The organism is Pseudomonas sp. PS02302, from assembly GCF_029959585.1.
Lineage (GTDB): Bacteria > Pseudomonadota > Gammaproteobacteria > Pseudomonadales > Pseudomonadaceae > Chryseomonas > Chryseomonas aestiva.
This window is the reverse complement of sequence record NZ_JASCON010000066.1, coordinates 14,255-30,343: the sequence shown is the minus strand read 5'-3', so window position 1 is coordinate 30,343 and position 16,089 is coordinate 14,255. Positions and strand designations below refer to the sequence as shown.

Genomic DNA, 16,089 nt, shown 5'->3' with positions numbered 1-16,089 from the left:
GGGGGGGGGACCCGCACCCCCGCCCCGGGCCCGCGGCCCGGGGGGGGGCGGGGGGGCCGCCCCCCCGCGGCGTGCTCGGGCTAGCGCCGGGGTTGCAGCAGCAGCGCCACCAGGGCGCTCCAGCCGGTCTGGTGGGAGGCCCCGAGTCCGCGGCCGTTTTCGCCGTGGAAATACTCGTGGAACAGCACCAGGTCGCGACTGCGCGGATCGTTTTGCAGTTGCGGATAGTCGACCATGCTCGGGCGTTTGCCGTCGGCGTCCTTGAGGAATAGCCGCGTCAGGCGGTGGCTGAGGCCTTCGGCGACCTCTTCCAGATTGGCCAGGTAGCCGGAGCCGCTGGGGTATTCCACCGAGAAGCTGTCGGCGTAGTACCGGTGGAACTCGTGCAGCGACTCGATGAGCATGTAGTTGATCGGCATCCACAGCGGCCCGCGCCAGTTGGAGTTGCCGCCATAGAGGCGCGAATCCGATTCCCCCGGTTGATAGCGGGCGCTGAGCAGGTTGCCGTCGGCCTGGCGCATTTCGAAGGGTTGCTGTTCGTGGGCCTTGGACAGCGAGCGGATGCCGTATTCGGAGAGGAATTCGTTGTCATCCAGCATGCGCTTGAGCAGCAGCTTGGTGCGGTGGCCGCGCAGCAGCGAGAGCAGGAATCTGTTGCCCTGGCCGGGCTCGGTCCAGCGCGAGACCAACCGGGCGAGATCCGGCCGCTGGCGCAGGAAGCCGCGCAGCCGTCCGCCCAGCCCGGGGAGGCCTTCGTGCTCGCGCTGTTCCAGCACCTGTACCGCGAACAGCGGGATGAGGCCGACGATGGACCTCAGGCGCAACGGCTCGGCGCTGCCATCCGCCTTGTGCAGGACGTCGTAGAAGAATTCGTCCTGTTCGTCCCACAGGCCGTCTTCGCGATCATCGCTGTGGTTGATGGCGCCGGCGATGTGCAGGAAGTGTTCGAAGAACTTCACCCCCAGATCGACGTACACCGGATTTTCCTTGGCCAGCTCCAGGGCGATGCGCATCAGATCCAGCGCATAGGCGGCCATCCAGGCGGTGCCGTCGGCCTGGTCCAGGTGGTAACCCTCCGGCAGGGGGGCCGAGCGATCGAAGAGGGCGATGTTGTCCAGACCGAGGAAACCGCCCTGGAAGATGTTGCGACCCTCGGTGTCCTTGCGGTTGATCCACCAGGAGAAATTCAGCAGCAGCTTGTGGAAGACACGTTCGAGGAAGACCCGGTCGCCGACCCCGGTCAGGGACTTTTCCTGCAGGTAGACGTGCCAGGTGGCCCAGGCATGCACCGGCGGATTGGCGTCCTCGAAATTCCACTCGTAGGCCGGCAGTTGGCCATTGGGGTGCATGAATCTGTCCTTCACCAGCAGCAGCAGCTGCTGCTTGGCGAAGCCGGGATCGATCAGGGCATAGGCCACCGCCTGGAAGGCCAGGTCCCAGGAGGCATACCAGGGATATTCCCATTTGTCCGGCATGGAGACGATGTCGAAGTTGAGCAGATGGCGCCAGTGACCGTTGCGGATGCGCTCGCGTTGCGCCGGCGGCGTCGGTTGTGCGGGATCGCCATTGAGCCAGCGGTTGACCTCGAAATAATAGAGCTGCTTGGACCAGAGCAGGCCGGCCAGGGCCTGGCGCTGCACCAGGCGCGCATCGGGATCGGCGATCTTTTCCTGCAGGGCGGCATAGAAGGCATCGGCCTCGGCGATGCGCTCGGCAAAGATCGCATCGGCATCCACCGACAGGGCATTGGTCGGCGCCAGGCGCAGGTAGACCACGGTCTTGGCGCCACCCTCCAGCTCCACGGCGAAATGGGCGGCTGCCTTGCTGCCGAAGTCGCGGCGGATCGCCTCGCGGGCGCCGCGCACCACATAGTCGTTGATGCCGTCCTTGAAAGGGCCCTCGGCGGCTTCACCGGTCAGGCGGGGCAGATTGGTTTCGTTGTTGCAGAACAGCCACTCGGCCTCGCGCGGGCCCCAGGCGCTGACCACCAGGTCGGGCCGGTCGAAATAGCTGGCGCGAACCTGCTCGCCTTCCAGGCTGAGCATGGAGCGCGGTGGGGTGCCGGTCCAGGCCCAGGTGTTGCGTGACCAGATCTGCGGCAGCACCCGCAGGCTGGCGCGCTCGGTCCCGCGGTTTTCCACGGTGACCCGCATGAGGATGTCGTCGGGGGTGTGCTTGGCGTATTCGACGGTGACGTCGAAATAGCGATCCTCGGCGAAGACGCCGGTGTCGAGGATCTCGTATTCGCGATCCTCCAGGCCGCGCCGGGCGTTTTCCTCGGTGAGCTGGGCATAGGGAAAGGCGGCGTGGGGATACTTGTAGAGCATCTTCTGGTAGGCATGGCTCGGCACCCCGTCCAGATAGAAGTACAGCTCCTTGACGTCCTCGCCATGGTTGCCCTCGGCATTGGTCAGGCCGAACAGCCGTTCCTTGAGGAAGGGATCGCGTTCGTTCCAGAGGGCGATGCCCAGGCACCATTGCTGAGCCTTGTCGCAGAAACCGGCGAGGCCGTCTTCACCCCAGCGATAGGCGCGGCTGCGCGCATGGTCATGGGGGAAGTAGCGCCAGGCGTCGCCATCGGCGCTGTAGTCTTCCCGGACCGTGGCCCACTGGCGCTCGCTCAGGTAGGGCCCCCACTGCCGCCAGGCGGCGGCATCGGTATCAGCCAGGCGCTGGCCTTCTCGGGTATGCAGAATGCCCGGGGCGGGATGTGCCGTCATCGTGTCTCCAGATTCAGGTAACGGTTAAGGCTCGAGGATAGATCACCATTGTGGCGTGCAACGACCTGCCTTGGCGTATCGCCGCAGTTTTTAGTGCCTGTCTGACCGGAAAAAATTCACGTCGTTGCGGTTTTCGTCACAGGGCCTGGGCGGATGCAAGGGCTCTATCCCGGCCAGGCGGCGGACGAAAAAAAGCCCCACGCCGGGTCGGGTGGGGCCTTTTGGTCATCGCAGAGGGCCCGCCGCTCGCGCAGCGGGCCTGGCGGCGAGCTACAGCGCCATGTCGTTGGCGGCCTTTTCGGCGCGCGGGGCGCTGGCGGTGGCCTTGGCGTTCTCGGTGCCGGTGGCGACCGGCGGGGTGGCCAGTTGCAGGACGTCGGCGGTGTAGTTCCACTCCTGCTGCACGCGCGCCGGGTCGCTGTTCAGCTTGGTGCCGTAGCTGGGCACGATCTGGTGCAGCTTGGCTTGCCACTCCGGGGTCGCGACCTTGTCCTTGAACACCTTCTCCAGCACGCTCAGCATGATGGGCGCGGCGGTCGAGGCGCCCGGGGAGGCGCCCAGCAGGCCGGCGATGCTGCCGTCCTTGGCCGCGACGATCTCGGTGCCCAGCTTCAAGACACCACCCTTGTCGGCGTCGCGCTTGATGATCTGCACGCGCTGACCGGCCTGCCACAGGCGCCAGTCTTCCTTCTTGGCGTTGGGGAAGTACTCGCGCAGGGCGGCCATGCGGTCGTCATCCGACAGCATCAGCTGACCGGCGAGGTATTCCACCAGCGGGTACTCGGCCACGCCCACGCGGACCATCGGCCAGGCGTTGTGGGTGTTGGTGCTGGTCAGCAGGTCCAGGTAGGAACCCTGCTTGAGGAACTTGGTGGAGAAGGTGGCGAAGGGCCCGAACAGGATCACGCGCTTGCCATCGAGCATGCGGGTGTCCAGGTGCGGCACCGACATCGGCGGTGCGCCCACCGAGGCCTTGCCGTAGGCCTTGGCCAGGTGCTGCTGGGCGATCTCGGGGTTGTCGGTGACCAGGAAGGAACCACCCACCGGGAAGCCGGCGTAATCGTTGGCTTCGGGGATGCCCGACTTCTGCAGCAGGTGCAGGGCACCGCCGCCGGCACCGATGAAGACGAACTTGGCGTCGGTCTCGGTCTTCTTGCCGTCCTTGAGGTTCTTGTACTCCACGCGCCAGCTGCCGTCGGCATTGCGGGTGATGTTCTCGACTTCGCTGGACAGGTTCAGCTTGAAGTTCGGCTTGGATTGCAGGTTGGCGGCGAACTGGCGGGTGATCTCGCCGAAGTTGACGTCGGTGCCCAGCGGACTCCAGGTGGCGGCGATCTTCTGCTGGGGATCGCGACCTTCCATCATCAGCGGAACCCACTGCTTGATCTGCGCGGGATCCTCGGAGAACTGCATGCCGGAGAACAGCGGGCTGGCCTTGAGCGCCTCGTAGCGCTTCTTCAGGAAGGCGATGTTCTCGTCACCCCAGACGAAGCTCATGTGCGGGGTGCTGTTGATGAAGCTTTTCGGGTCCTTGAGGACACCGTTCTTGACCTGCCAGGACCAGAACTGACGGGAGATCTGGAAGGCCTCGTTGATCTCGATGGCCTTGGCGATGGTGACCTTGCCGTCCTTGTCTTCCGGGGTGTAGTTCAGCTCGGCCAGGGCGGAGTGGCCGGTACCGGCATTGTTCCAGCCGTTGGAACTCTCGTCGGCGACCTGGTCCAGGCGCTCGACCATTTCCATGGTCCAGTTCGGCTCCAGCTCGTTCAGCCAGATGCCCAGGGTGGAGCTCATGATGCCGCCGCCGATCAGCAGGACGTCGACCTTCTTGGTGTCTTCGGCCTGTGCGGTGCCCAGGGCGGAGGCGATGGCGACGCCGAGCAGCGCGCCAGTCATTTTCTTCAGCATGTGATCTCTCGTTCGATAGAAGCTGGGTCTGCTTATCGAGTTTCGGTGCGGTGCGGCACCATGGCACATGGGTGGATGTGCAGTGGGCAAGGCAGAATGCAGCCGGAAACACGCAAGGGCAGGTTCTTTTCCCTCCACCGCCCCTCTCTCATGAGTCACCGGAGGAGTCGGAGCAAAAACGCAAGGCGCGGCCTTGGCAGCGGCTGACCGGCGACAGAGGTCTCGGGCGCGGCTGCATGCGCGTGGCGTAATTGTTGCCGGACATTTTAAAGGGAAGGGGTAGGGCTGCCTAGCCCGTAATTCATCGGCTTTGCCTATTAGCCTTTAGTCTAATCCGCTGTGACGGCGGTCAAAGTCCCGCCAGTTGCTGCTCCAGGCGAACCGGAGCGGTCTTGGCGGCTTTCCGCGAGCCGCCGGCGGCACCGACGAAAGCGGGTAGAAAGCCGCCGGAGGGTCGTCGTTCAAGTGTGGGGAGGTTGATCAGGCGAAGCGCCAGGCGAGAAAGCGACTCTGCTTCTGGCCCTGGGCCATGGCTACGACGCGACTTTCACTGACCTGTTCGCGGCGCAGCGCCGCCTGCAACGGCGGCAGATTGCTGGCCTTGGACACCAGGCAGGTGAACCAGCCGACCTGCCTGGCGAAGGCACGACTCTCGCGGATCATCCTGTCGATAAAGGCGGCCTCGCCCCCGGGACACCAGAGTTCAGCCGCCTGGCCGCCGAAGTTGAGCAGAGGTACCTGCTTGCCGGTGGTCTTGCCCAGGTTCTTCCACTTGCGCCGGCTGCCGCGCACGGCATCGTCGGGGCTGGCGTGGAAGGGCGGATTGCACAGGGTGGCGGCGTAGCGCTCACCGGGCTGGATGATGCCGGCAAAGATCGCCTGGGGATCCGGCTGGCGGCGCAACTCGATGGCGGCGGCGCAATCCGCATTGGCCGCCAGGGTGCGGCCGAAGGCAGCCAGCGCCGCCGGGGCGATGTCGCTGCCAACGAAATGCCAGCCATACTCCTTGAAGCCGATCAGCGGATAGACGCCATTGGCGCCCGTACCCACGTCCAGCAAGCGCGTCGTCGCGCCCCGAGGAATCTTGCCGCCATTGCCCTCGGCCAGCAGATCGGCCAGATGATGCAGGTAGTCGGCGCGACCGGGGATCGGTGGGCAAAGGAAATCAGCGGGGATGTCCCAATCGCGCACGCCATGGTGCAGCGCCAGTAGCGCGCGGTTGAGTGCGCGGACGGCCTGGGGATCGGTGAAGTCGATGGACAGGTTGCCCCGCGGCGTCGGTGCCACGAACGGCCCGAGCGCCGGGCTTGTGCGCATCAGCGCTGGAAAGTCATAGCTGCCCTGGTGGCGATTGCGCGGATGCAGGGGCGCGGGGCGGCCAGGGAGGGGGCGACGGGGCGAGGTCATGACGGCAGGCAGGTGGAAAAGGGGCGGCGAGCCTAGCACAGCCGCCCTTTTAGAGCCTGTTTTCAGTCTCACGAGCTAGGTACAAACAAGGCGAAAATGCCTGGGGAAGCGTAATTTACAGTCGGTAAATGAGCATTCCGGAGGCATTTTCAACGCCGTTTGCTCGACGCGCAGCAGACTTTAAACAGGCTATACGGCTCACGCGGGCGTTGGGGCGTCTTCCGGCAGCACGCCGATCTCGCGCAGGTTGCGCCAGAAGGCGGCAGGGATGGGCGCCCGCAGCAGGTCGGCATTCTGCCGGGCCCGCTCCGGCGTGCTGCTGCCTGGAATGGTGGCGGCCACCGTAGGATGGGCCAGGCAGAACTGCAGGGCCGCGGCGCGGATGTCCACTCCGTGATCCTGGCAGACGCCCTCGATCAACCCGACCTTGCGGCGCAGTGCCGGCTCGGCTTCGGCGTAGTCGTAGTGCTTGCCACCGGCGAGCAGGCCGGAATTGTAGGGCCCGCCCACCACGATGCCCACGCCGCGGCGTTCGCATTCGGGAAAGAGCGTGTCCAGGGCTTCGCGGTGGTCCAGCAGGGAATAGCGACCGGCCAGCAGGAAGGCATCGGGATCGCTCTGCTCCAGCGCCAGGCGGCAGGGTTCCACCAGGTTGACGCCCAGGCCCCAGCCCAGGATCAGCCCTTCCTCGCGCATCTCGGTGAGGGCCTTGGCCGCACCCTGCATGGCCTGGGCGAAGTAGTCACGCCAGGCCGGGCCGTGCTGGTCCTCGGACAGATCGTGGATCCAGACCAGATCGAGGCGGTCGGTCCCGAGGCGTTCCAGGCTGGCCTCGATGGAGCGGCGGGCGCCGTCGGCGGAATAGTCGAGCACCCGCTTGAAGGGCAGTTCGTTGACGAACGGCGGCGCGTTTTCCGGCTGATCGGCCGGTTCCAGCAGGCGGCCGACCTTGCTGCAGAGGACGAATTCCTCGCGCGGCTTGTCGGCGAGCACCTCGGCAAAACGTTGCTCCGATAGCCCGGCGCCATAGTGCGGCGAGGTGTCATAGAGGCGGATGCCGGCGTCCCAGGCGGCTTCGAGGGTCGCCCGGGCGTCGGCGTCGCCTACCTCGCGGAACATGTTGCCCAGCGGGGCGCCGCCAAAGCCGAGAGAGGGGATGTCGATACGCATGGGAAGTCTCCAGGGTGATGCGTGTGTGCATCCCGACCGGTGTCCCCAGACTCCTGTTCCCCTAGTCCGCCGGACGTAGCAGGGCCACCTCGGCGCGGGTGAGCGGGCGATAGGCACCCTCGGCCAGGGCGGGATCCAGTGCCAGCTCGCCGATGCGGTCGCGATGCAGGGCGATGACCTCGATGCCGAAACGGCCGAACATGCGCTTGACCTGGTGATAGCGGCCTTCGACCAGGGTCAGGAAGGCGCTGTGATCATCCAACGGCTCCAGTCGTGCGGGCTGGGTGACCAGGTCTTCATAGGCGAAATACAGTCCCTCGGCGAAGGCGGCCACCAGCTGCGGCGGGATGACCTCGGCGGTGGTGACCCGGTAGCGCTTGGTCTGCTTGTGACGCGGATGACTGAGGCCGCGCGACCACTGGCCATCGTTGGTGAGCAGCAGCAGGCCGGTGGTGTTGAAGTCCAGCCGCCCGGCCAGGTGCAGATCGGCGCGCTGCTCTACCGGCAGGCAATCCAGCACCGTGGCATGGCGGGCATCGACGGTGGCGCTCACGCAGCCGCGCGGCTTGTGCAGCATCAGGTAGCGACCGCCGGGACCGTCCTGCAGCAGGCGCTCGTCGGCCTCGATGCGGTCGAAGGCGAATACCTCCTGCTCGGCCCGCAGGGTGGTGGTGCCATTGACCCTTACCCGACCCTCGGCGAGCAGGCGTCGTGCCAGCTGGCGGCCCAGTTCGGGTCGGTTGCCCAGCCAGCGGTCCAGACGCATCAGCGAGACTCGCCGGGGACGCCCGCCGCGCAGGCCGGGCATAGGCAGCGCTGATTCCGTTCCGCATCGGGCAGGCGCGCCAGGGCCTGAGGATCGACCGGCGTCTGCAGGCACCAGCAGTCGTGGATCTCGCCACCGGCGGCCAGGACGCAGCTGTTGGCCTTGCCGCACAGCGGGCAGCGGGTGGGATCGAAGGGGGTGGGCGATGCAGCCATGGTGATCTCGTCGGGCGAAGCGGGCGGCAGAGTACCGGGAATTGCGACCTGGGTAACGTCCGCTACGCTGGGGGTCTGCGTACTGTCGCATCCGGGGTGCAAGCTGCATCCTAGCTCCGATCGTCGGACCACCCGAGGAACCCATGACAATAACTGCTCTGCGCACCCTGATCCGTACCCTCATTCCCGGCACCCTGCTGGTCAGCCAGCTGGCCCTGGCCACCGAAGCCGATATCGGCCAGACCCTGGCCCGGCAGGCCGGCATTCCCTGGCCGGCAGTGATCGCCCATCGCGGCGCCTCCTTCGACGCCCCCGAATCCACCGCGCCGGCCTATCTGGTGGCGCGGGAGCTGGGCGCCGACTACCTGGAGCTCGACCTGCAGCGCACCAAGGACGGCCAGCTCATCGCCCTGCACGACGACACCCTGGAACGTACCACCGACGTCGCCAAGCGCTTCCCCGACCGCGCCAAGGCCCCGGTCAGCCAGTTCACCCTGGCCGAACTCAAGTCGCTGGACGCCGGCAGCTGGTTCAACCAGGCCCATCCCGACCGCGCCCGGCCGGCATTCGCCGGACTCAGGATCCTCACCCTCGACGAGGTCATCGACATCGCCGAAGGCGGTCGCAACAAGCCGGGTCTCTACATCGAGACCAAGCAACCCAAGCTGTTCCCCGGTATCGAGCGCGACCTCAAGGCCAAGCTGACCCAGCGCGGCTGGCTCGGTAAGCCCAAGCCGGGTGCCACCGGCGTCGCCGCCATGCCCGGGCGGGTGATCCTGCAGACCTTCGAGAAGAGCAGCCTGGAGCTGTTGCAGAAGGAGATGCCGAAGACGCCGAAGATCCTGCTGCTGTGGCTGGGCGACGACTACATCCCGGCCAAGCCGGGGCCGAGCTACGCCGAGTCGGGCGAGGCCAGCAAGGCGGCCTACTACGCCAAGCAGCAGGTGCGTTCCGAGGGCGATTTCACCGCCTGGATCGAGTGGGCCAAGGCCCATGGCGCCATCGGCATAGGCCCCTCGGCGGCCCTGGAGGAGGGCGGCGACCAGAGCTATGCGGACCTGGTGAAGCCCTGGATGAACGACGTCGCCCACGAGCGTGGTCTGCTGGTGCATGCCTACACGGTGGACTCGGCGGTGGACTATGCCCGCCTGGCGCCGCGTGGCGTGGATGGCTTCTTCAGCAACCGCAGCGCCGAACTGCTGAAATTCTATGAGCGTCCGGCCAAGCAGGCACCCGGTGCCCTGCTCAAGCAGCTGGGTTATTGAGTCAAGGCGGGGAGGCCTGGTGGTCTCCCCGTCACCACTGGAAATCCTGTCATGTCCCGCCATGCCTTCAACGGCGCCAAGCTGGCGCTGCTCTGTGCTGAGCAGATCCTGGTCTATCAGCGCGACGACAAGCCCGACATCCCCTGGCCGGCCCTCTGGGACCTGCCCGGCGGTGGTCGCGAAGACGGCGAGACGCCCGAGCGCTGCGCCCTGCGCGAACTGGAAGAGGAATTCGGCCTGGTGCTGGACGAGGCGCGGCTGACCTGGGGACGTTGCTATCCGCCGCGCCAGCCCGGCTATCTGCCCAGCTGGCTGTTCGCCGGGCAGTTGCATCCCGCCGAGCTCGCCGCCATCCGCTTTGGCGACGAAGGCCAGCGTTGGCAGCTGATGAGCATCGCCGACTTCCTTGCCCATCCCCAAGGGGTGCCCCATCTGCAGGCGCGGCTGCGGGACTACCTGGGCGAGCGGAAAGAGAGCCGACCGGCGTCTCTTAATCCCGGCTGAATGAACGCGCGATAATCGAGCGCGAGCGGCGGGCGCAGCTTAAGCTTTCTCCAGGCCCATCCGGGCCGTTCTGGAGATCTCCCCATGCGCCATTTCCTCTTGGCGTCGCTCTGTGCCCTGACCTTCACCGGCTGCACCGTCTACGACACGTCCCCGCGCTATTACAGCCGTCCGGCCCCCCCTGCGGCGGTCTTCTACGGTACGCCGGCCTATCCGCCGCCCGCGGTCATCGTGCGGCCCTATGGCTACGGCTATTACTATCGGCCGGCACCGCCGCCACCGCCCCACTGGGGGCCGGGTCCCGGCTGGGGTCCGCGCCTGGGTTATGGTCCGCCTGGCTGGGGCTCGCGCTACGGTCCGCGCTGGTAGCGGGTTTGACAGGGGCAGCCGGCTTTTCTAGGGTGCTGCCCTTGTCTTGACCAGGAAGCCTCGAATCGTGGACGACGATCGCATCAAGCTCGACCCCCAATGGAAAGCCGCGCTGCGCGACGAGTTCGAGCAGCCCTACATGCGTCAGCTGAGCGAATTCCTCAGGCGCGAGAAGGCCGCGGGCAAGGTCATCCATCCGCCCGGTCCGCTGATCTTCAATGCCCTCAATACCACCCCTTTGGATCAGGTCAGGGTGGTCATCCTCGGCCAGGATCCCTATCACGGTCCGGGTCAGGCCCATGGGCTGAGCTTCTCGGTGCAGCCTGGGGTGCCGGCGCCGCCGTCGCTGCAGAATATCTTCAAGGAGCTCAAGCGCGACCTGAATCTGCCCATTCCCAGCCACGGCTATCTGCAGCACTGGGCCGAGCAGGGCGTGCTGCTGCTCAACACCTCGCTGACCGTGGAACAGGCCAACGCCGGTTCCCACGCCAAGGCCGGTTGGCAGAGATTCACCGATCGCATCATCGAGGTGGTCAGCGCCGAGCGGGAGAACCTGGTGTTCCTGCTCTGGGGCAGCCATGCCCAGAGCAAGCAGACGCTCATCGATCCCCAGAAGCACCTGATCCTCAAGTCGGCGCATCCCTCGCCGCTGTCGGCCCACCGTGGCTTCATCGGCAACGGCCATTTCGGCCGCACCAACGAATTCCTGCGCAACGCCGGCCTCACCCCTATCGACTGGGCGCTGCCACCGCTGACGTAGAAGGGCTCAGCCGGCCACGACCCTCGCGGTCAGGTCGCCCCCGCCGCCATTGTTCGAGACGGGCGCCGGTGGCACTGCAGGCACCAGCTCGTCCCGAGCATGAGCAGGAGGATCGCCAGGGATTCCAGGCGAGTCGGCCAGCGCCCGTTCCAGAGAAAGCCATAGGTCAGCGAGGCCAGGGTCTCGATGACGATGGCCTGACCACTCAGGGTCAGGGGTAGCCGGCGGCTGGCCTGGTTCCAGCAGGCGCCGCCGATGACCGAGGCAAGCAGCGCCACCCCGGCAGCCACCAGCAGCGGCTGCAGCCAGTTCGCCGGTGCCCGCAACGCCAGCTCTTCTCCCAGCAACCAGGGCGCGACCAGCAGTGCCTGGGCACCGGTCATGCCGCCCAGCAGCAGGCCCCAATCGTGGGCGCCGATCGGCGCCCTGGCCAGAAAGCGCGTGTTGACCACCGCGAACCAGCTCCAGGCCAGCAGGGCGCCACAGGCGCACAGCAGGCCCAGGGCGGGCCGCTCGCCAACCGCGGTGCTGGTCAGCGTCTCGTAGCTGATCAGGACCACGCCGAGCAGCGCGCAGCAGAGCGATGGCCAGAGGCGACCGAATCCCACGGCGCCCGCGTCGCGCTGCCCGGCCAGGGCCACCAGCAGCGGGATCAGGCCGACGATCAGGGTGGTCGCCGCGATACCGGCCTGCTTCACGCCCACGCCGACCAGGGTGTAGTAGCCCAGGTTGCCGATCAGGCTGAGCCAGAACAGGCGCGTGCCGTCGGCCCGGGTCAGCTGCCTGCGCAGTCGGCGCCAGCAGGGCAGCAGTAGCCCGAGGGACACCAGTCCGTAGCAGAGAAAGCGCAGCACGGCGAACTGGGCGCCGCTCAGGTCAGGGACCAGCGCCGGGGCCAGAAAGATCACGCCCCAGCACAGGCCTGCCGCCAGCCCGTAGCCGATACCCACTGCCGACAGTTCTCGTTCCTGCATCGCGCCGTCTCCACCGATTCGACACCAGTGTGGTGACGGCGACCTGGACCGGTCTTGCGCGAGACTGCGGGGTTTTTTACCTGGACTGCTTACCTTGACTGCCTACCCCGGCAGTCGCTGACCGCGCCGCCAGGCGGCCGGGCTGATGCCCTGGCGGCGGGTCATGGCGCGGGTCAGGGCGGCCTGATCGGAAAAGCCGACGCGCTGGGCGATGTCGGCGATCGGCAGGCGGCTGTCGGCGAGCCAGCGCTGCGCCTGGCGCAGCCGCAGGTCGGTGAGCCAGGCCTGGGGCGTCTGGGCGAAACGCTGGTGGAACAGCAGGTGCAGCCGGGTCAGCCCCAGGCCCGCCAGGCGGGCCATGGCCGCGTTGTTCCAGTCCCCCGCGGGCTGGGCCTCCACCTGGGCCAGCAGGCGATCGAAGGCCGCGCTGGCGGTCGCGGCGGTAAGCGACGCGAGCAGCAGACGGGTGAGTTCGGGCGCGTGTTGGTCGAGGGTGTCAGGCGAGGTCAGCTCGGCGAAGGCGAGCAGCTGGCGGGTCGCGGGCGGAATCGCCAGACCCGGCTGCCGTAGCGCGCGATCCAGGAGCGGAGCAGGCAACCAGTCGGCCGCGCAGTCGATCACCAGAAAGCGGCTGCCTGGCTCGGATTGCTGGGCATGACCGCAGTCGGGCGCCACCAGGGCCGCGAGACCGGTATGCAACCGCGTCCCGCTGCGCCCGGCGAGCTCCAGCTCCATGCCGCCCTGGATGGGCAGCACCAGCTGCGCGAAGGCATGGGCATGGGGCTGGTGTTCGCCCTGATAGCGCTTGATGGCGAGACGGGGAGTCAAGGCGCACCTCGGTGGCGAAGCGGGGGGTCGAGAGCTTTGATCCTAGCATGCCGCCCCGGGCCTTACGGACTTCAACGCACCGGCTGCAGCGGCAACTCCACTTCGCCACCATTGCTCAGGTCCACGGCCACCGGCTCCTGGGTCAGATACAGCGGGCGACCGCCGAGCAGGATGCGGCCGCTGAGCAGATAGCGCTCGCCGCTCTTGACCTTGGCCGGGGCGTAGTCGAGGCGGAAGGGCACCTGGCCGGGCTGCTTGACGAACAGGGTGCGCTGGGCCAGACGACCGGCAGGGGTGTCGCCGGCACTGGCGCTGTAGAGGCTGACGGTGAGCTTGGCGGTGGGCGGCACCGGCTCATTGGCGGTAAAGGTGGCCTGGCCGCTGAGGCTGGTCATGCTCGGCTGGGCCGGCACGCCAGGGGTGGTGGTCTGCGGCTGCTCGGTGGGCGGCAGCGGCTGGCCAGAGGACGGCGGTGGCGTCGCGGGACCGGGGCGCAGCCCGCTACAGGCGCTGAGCAGCAGCGAGGTGGCGAGCAGGGTGGCGATTCTTTTCATGGGTAGATCCTGGACTGAAATCGACTGCTGTGACCCATGGACGCCGGCTTAGTTGCCGGCGACCGCAGGGGATTCGGGATCCGGCAGGTCGGGCGCATCGGGGCGGTCCAGCGCCACCTGGCGAATCGACAGGCGGATCTCCGCCGGCAGCACCCGCTTGCCGGCGCCTTCGGCCAGTTCGCCGAGCAATTCGTGATGGCCCAGGGTGCCGTCGTCGGCCTTGCGCAGCACCCCCTCGGCCAGCAGCGTCTGGATGAAGTGGCGAAACAGCGACTTGTCGAAGAATTCCGGCGCATTGAGGCCATGCAGCACCGACAGCCGCTGGGCCATCACCGTGCAGAGTTCTTCCAGTTGCGGCGCGGTCAGGCTGTTCTGGCCATGGTTGAGGATCAGCGCGGTGGTCATGTAGTAGCGCTGCAGGGTCTGCAGGATGGCCCGCGCCAGCAGGGTGAGACGGACGAATTGCCGCGAGCTGGGCGCCGCACGCACGAAGACGTCGTCTTCGATGCGCAGCAGGCCGCGCTCCACCATGGCCTCCAGCCAGCCGTCCAGCACCAGGGGCAGTTCCTCGCGTTCCCAGTGGATGAACAGCTCGGCTTGCAGATAGGGATAGAGCGCCAGGGCGAATCTATGGATCAGCTCGCGGGTCATGCGCCCGGTGTTCTGGAAGAAACTGGCGATCAGCGCCGGGATGGCGAAGAGGTGCAGGACGTTGTTGCGGTAGTAGGTCATCAGCACCGCGTTCTGCTCGTCCAGGTAGAGGATGCGCCCCAGGGCGTCCTGCTGCTCGGAGAGGAAACCCAGGTCGCGTACCTCTTCGATGATCGCCTGGCCGTCGCCCTCGGGCAGGGTGACGCTGGTGGAGTAGGGCACCCGCTTCAGCAGATCCAGATAGAGGTCGATGGCGCGTATCAGGGCGCCTTCGTCGAGCGCCTGGCGGTTGGTCGAGAGCAGCGCCAGGGCCACCAGGTTGACCGGGGTGACGGCCGCCGCGGCATTGATGCGGCGGACCACCCGCTCGCCCAGTTCGTGGGTGACCGAATTGAACCAGGCGGGCTTCAGGTCTTCGTCGAGGGGTTCGTCGCGCCAGCCCGGGCGGCGGGCGTCGAGGAAGCCTTGCAGCGGGATGGGCTCGCCGAAGTTGACCCAGACCCGACCGAAGCGCTGGCGCAGGGCGCCAAAGACCTTGACCAGGTCGAAGATGGATTCCTTCTTCTTGGCCGCGCCGCGCAACTCGCCCAGGTAGGTGCGACCCTCGAAGACCTTTTCGTAGCCGATGTACACCGGCACGAAGACGATAGGGCGCCGCGAATCGCGGAGGAAACTGCGCAGGGTCATGGCCAGCATGCCGGTGCGCGGCTGCAGGGTCCGTCCGGTGCGCGAGCGACCGCCCTCGACGAAGTACTCGGTGGAAAAGCCGCGGCTGAACAGGCTGTGCAGGTATTCGTTGAACACCGCCGCATAGAGGGCGTTGCCCTTGAAGCTGCGTCTCATGAAGAAGGCGCCGCCGCGTCTGAGGATGTTGCCCACCACCGGCATGTCCAGGTTGATGCCGGCGGCGATGTGCGGCGGGGTCAGGCCATTCTGGAACAGCAGATAGGAGAGCAGCAGGTAGTCGATGTGGCTGCGATGGCAGGGGACGTAGACCACGGTATGACCGGGCGCCATCTCCTGGATGCGCTCGATGTGGCTGACCGTGACGCCGTCATAGATGCTGTTCCAGAACCAGCGCAGACCGACGTCCAGGCAGCGCACCACCGGATAGGAGAAGTCCGAGGCGATCTCGCGCGCATAGTGCGCCGCCTCGTCTTCGATGCGCCCGGGGGTGGCCTTGCGCTGGGCAATCTCGTGGGCGATGGTCGCCCGCACCTGGGGTGCCCGCAGCAGGCCGCGCAGCAGGGTACGGCGGTGCGACAGGTCCGGGCCGATCACCGCCTGGCGTACGTTGCGGAAGTGGATGCGCAGCCGCCGCATCACCAGGCGCTCCAGGCGTAGCGGATCGGGACGCTGGCTGGCCAGTTCGCCCAGCGACAGCGGCTTGGAGAATTGCACCCGGGTCAGCCGGCCCAGCACCAGGATGCGCGCCAGCTTGCGCAGCCGGCCGGTCACCACCCAGTTGTCCGCCCAGAGCAGTTTCCAGGGACTGGTCTCACGATCCGGCGACTGGCCCCAGAAGACGCTGACCGGTACCAGCTGGACGTCTTCCAGCTGCTGCTCGGTCGCCGCGGCCACCACCCGGCGCAGGGTAGGGGGTACCGAGCGCCGGGCGGGGCGCCCGCGCCAGTTCGCCCTGCCGGTGGCGTTGAAGTAGGCCAGTGGTTCGGTCTTGCTCCCCAGCACCAGCGGGCGTAGCGGTCGCGGCAGGCCGGCCTTGCGGCATTCCCGATCGAGCACCGCCAGATCACTCAGCGAGGCCTCCGGCAGGACATAGAGCACCGGCTTGGCGGGATCGATGCGGCTGAGCAGGCTGGCGGCCTGGGTGGTCTCGGAGCGAACCCAGAGATAGAGCAGGCGCTTGAGCAGCGAGAAGGCCAGGAGGCGCAGCGGCGAACGGGTCATGGAGGGCTACCGGATTGACGAGGCGGCAGTGTGCCGGATGGCCTGGCGGGCGTAAAACTACCCGTGTTGTTCTCTCTTCGACCCGGCAGT

14 protein-coding genes are annotated in these 16,089 nt (G+C 67.1%); 4 read left to right on the top strand and 10 right to left on the bottom strand.

What is annotated here, in order from left to right; translation table 11 throughout:
- Window positions 1-80: 80 nt before the first annotated feature.
- The 6 genes from QMX82_RS19300 to QMX82_RS19275 form a co-directional block, all read right to left on the bottom strand.
- Entirely contained in the window at window positions 81-2,720 is a 2,640-nt protein-coding gene (locus QMX82_RS19300) for an MGH1-like glycoside hydrolase domain-containing protein (RefSeq protein WP_282286603.1), read from the bottom strand.
- A 270-nt stretch (window positions 2,721-2,990) separates the two neighbouring features.
- Complete coding sequence (gene mqo / locus QMX82_RS19295; protein WP_208694252.1) at window positions 2,991-4,628, bottom strand: malate dehydrogenase (quinone); 1,638 nt, start codon at window positions 4,626-4,628, stop codon at window positions 2,991-2,993.
- 480 nt (window positions 4,629-5,108) lie between these two features.
- Complete coding sequence (gene rlmF / locus QMX82_RS19290; RefSeq protein ID WP_442969401.1) at window positions 5,109-6,047, bottom strand: 23S rRNA (adenine(1618)-N(6))-methyltransferase RlmF; 939 nt, start codon at window positions 6,045-6,047, stop codon at window positions 5,109-5,111.
- 186 nt (window positions 6,048-6,233) lie between these two features.
- Window positions 6,234-7,205, bottom strand: a complete 972-nt coding sequence (locus QMX82_RS19285; protein WP_282286596.1) for an aldo/keto reductase — start codon at window positions 7,203-7,205, stop codon at window positions 6,234-6,236.
- Window positions 7,206-7,266: 61 nt separating this feature from the next.
- Window positions 7,267-7,971 (bottom strand): pseudouridine synthase, encoded by a 705-nt coding sequence (locus QMX82_RS19280; RefSeq protein WP_208694255.1) that lies wholly within the window; start codon window positions 7,969-7,971, stop codon window positions 7,267-7,269.
- Window positions 7,971-8,186 carry a cysteine-rich CWC family protein gene (locus QMX82_RS19275; RefSeq protein WP_208694256.1) on the bottom strand — a complete coding sequence of 72 codons (216 nt, stop codon included), beginning with the start codon at window positions 8,184-8,186 and terminating at the stop codon, window positions 7,971-7,973. The genes QMX82_RS19280 and QMX82_RS19275 overlap by 1 nt, the downstream gene beginning before the upstream one ends.
- Window positions 8,187-8,329: 143 nt before the next feature.
- On the opposite strand from QMX82_RS19275, the gene QMX82_RS19270 reads away from it, so the two are divergent.
- From QMX82_RS19270 to ung, 4 genes are all read left to right on the top strand, one after another.
- Window positions 8,330-9,451, top strand: coding sequence for a glycerophosphodiester phosphodiesterase (locus QMX82_RS19270; protein ID WP_282286593.1), 1,122 nt, complete (start codon window positions 8,330-8,332; stop codon window positions 9,449-9,451).
- A gap of 51 nt (window positions 9,452-9,502) precedes the next feature.
- Entirely contained in the window at window positions 9,503-9,955 is a 453-nt protein-coding gene (locus tag QMX82_RS19265; protein WP_282286589.1) for an NUDIX hydrolase, read from the top strand.
- An 84-nt stretch (window positions 9,956-10,039) separates the two neighbouring features.
- On the top strand, window positions 10,040-10,324 hold the full coding sequence (locus QMX82_RS19260; protein WP_282286587.1) for a hypothetical protein: 285 nt from the start codon (window positions 10,040-10,042) through the stop codon (window positions 10,322-10,324).
- Between the two features lie 64 nt (window positions 10,325-10,388).
- Window positions 10,389-11,084, top strand: coding sequence for a uracil-DNA glycosylase (gene ung, locus QMX82_RS19255; RefSeq protein ID WP_282286608.1), 696 nt, complete (start codon window positions 10,389-10,391; stop codon window positions 11,082-11,084).
- A gap of 29 nt (window positions 11,085-11,113) precedes the next feature.
- On the opposite strand, the gene QMX82_RS19250 is transcribed toward ung, so the two are convergent.
- The 4 genes from QMX82_RS19250 to plsB form a co-directional block, all read right to left on the bottom strand.
- Window positions 11,114-12,058 carry a DMT family transporter gene (locus QMX82_RS19250; protein WP_208694260.1) on the bottom strand — a complete coding sequence of 315 codons (945 nt, stop codon included), beginning with the start codon at window positions 12,056-12,058 and terminating at the stop codon, window positions 11,114-11,116.
- Window positions 12,059-12,160: 102 nt separating this feature from the next.
- Window positions 12,161-12,886, bottom strand: a complete 726-nt coding sequence (locus QMX82_RS19245; protein WP_282286584.1) for a helix-turn-helix transcriptional regulator — start codon at window positions 12,884-12,886, stop codon at window positions 12,161-12,163.
- 71 nt (window positions 12,887-12,957) lie between these two features.
- The gene (locus tag QMX82_RS19240) at window positions 12,958-13,440 is read right to left on the bottom strand and encodes a YbaY family lipoprotein (protein ID WP_208694262.1); all 483 of its coding nucleotides are present in this window, start codon (window positions 13,438-13,440) and stop codon (window positions 12,958-12,960) included.
- Window positions 13,441-13,488: 48 nt separating this feature from the next.
- On the bottom strand, window positions 13,489-15,999 hold the full coding sequence (gene plsB, locus QMX82_RS19235; protein WP_282286580.1) for a glycerol-3-phosphate 1-O-acyltransferase PlsB: 2,511 nt from the start codon (window positions 15,997-15,999) through the stop codon (window positions 13,489-13,491).
- Window positions 16,000-16,089 lie beyond the last annotated feature (90 nt).

Excerpts from the sequence above, each read along its gene's own strand:
- QMX82_RS19240 (WP_208694262.1), bottom strand. The coding sequence starts at position 13,440 with ATGAAAAGAATCGCCACCCTGCTCGCCACCTCGCTGCTGCTCAGCGCC.
- QMX82_RS19265 (WP_282286589.1), top strand. The coding sequence starts at position 9,503 with ATGTCCCGCCATGCCTTCAACGGCGCCAAGCTGGCGCTGCTCTGTGCT.
- mqo (WP_208694252.1), bottom strand. The coding sequence starts at position 4,628 with ATGCTGAAGAAAATGACTGGCGCGCTGCTCGGCGTCGCCATCGCCTCC.
- QMX82_RS19300 (WP_282286603.1), bottom strand. The coding sequence starts at position 2,720 with ATGACGGCACATCCCGCCCCGGGCATTCTGCATACCCGAGAAGGCCAG.
- QMX82_RS19280 (WP_208694255.1), bottom strand. The coding sequence starts at position 7,971 with ATGCGTCTGGACCGCTGGCTGGGCAACCGACCCGAACTGGGCCGCCAG.
- QMX82_RS19285 (WP_282286596.1), bottom strand. The coding sequence starts at position 7,205 with ATGCGTATCGACATCCCCTCTCTCGGCTTTGGCGGCGCCCCGCTGGGC.
- QMX82_RS19250 (WP_208694260.1), bottom strand. The coding sequence starts at position 12,058 with ATGCAGGAACGAGAACTGTCGGCAGTGGGTATCGGCTACGGGCTGGCG.
- QMX82_RS19270 (WP_282286593.1), top strand. The coding sequence starts at position 8,330 with ATGACAATAACTGCTCTGCGCACCCTGATCCGTACCCTCATTCCCGGC.
- QMX82_RS19260 (WP_282286587.1), top strand. The coding sequence starts at position 10,040 with ATGCGCCATTTCCTCTTGGCGTCGCTCTGTGCCCTGACCTTCACCGGC.
- QMX82_RS19275 (WP_208694256.1), bottom strand. The coding sequence starts at position 8,186 with ATGGCTGCATCGCCCACCCCCTTCGATCCCACCCGCTGCCCGCTGTGC.
- plsB (WP_282286580.1), bottom strand. The coding sequence starts at position 15,999 with ATGACCCGTTCGCCGCTGCGCCTCCTGGCCTTCTCGCTGCTCAAGCGC.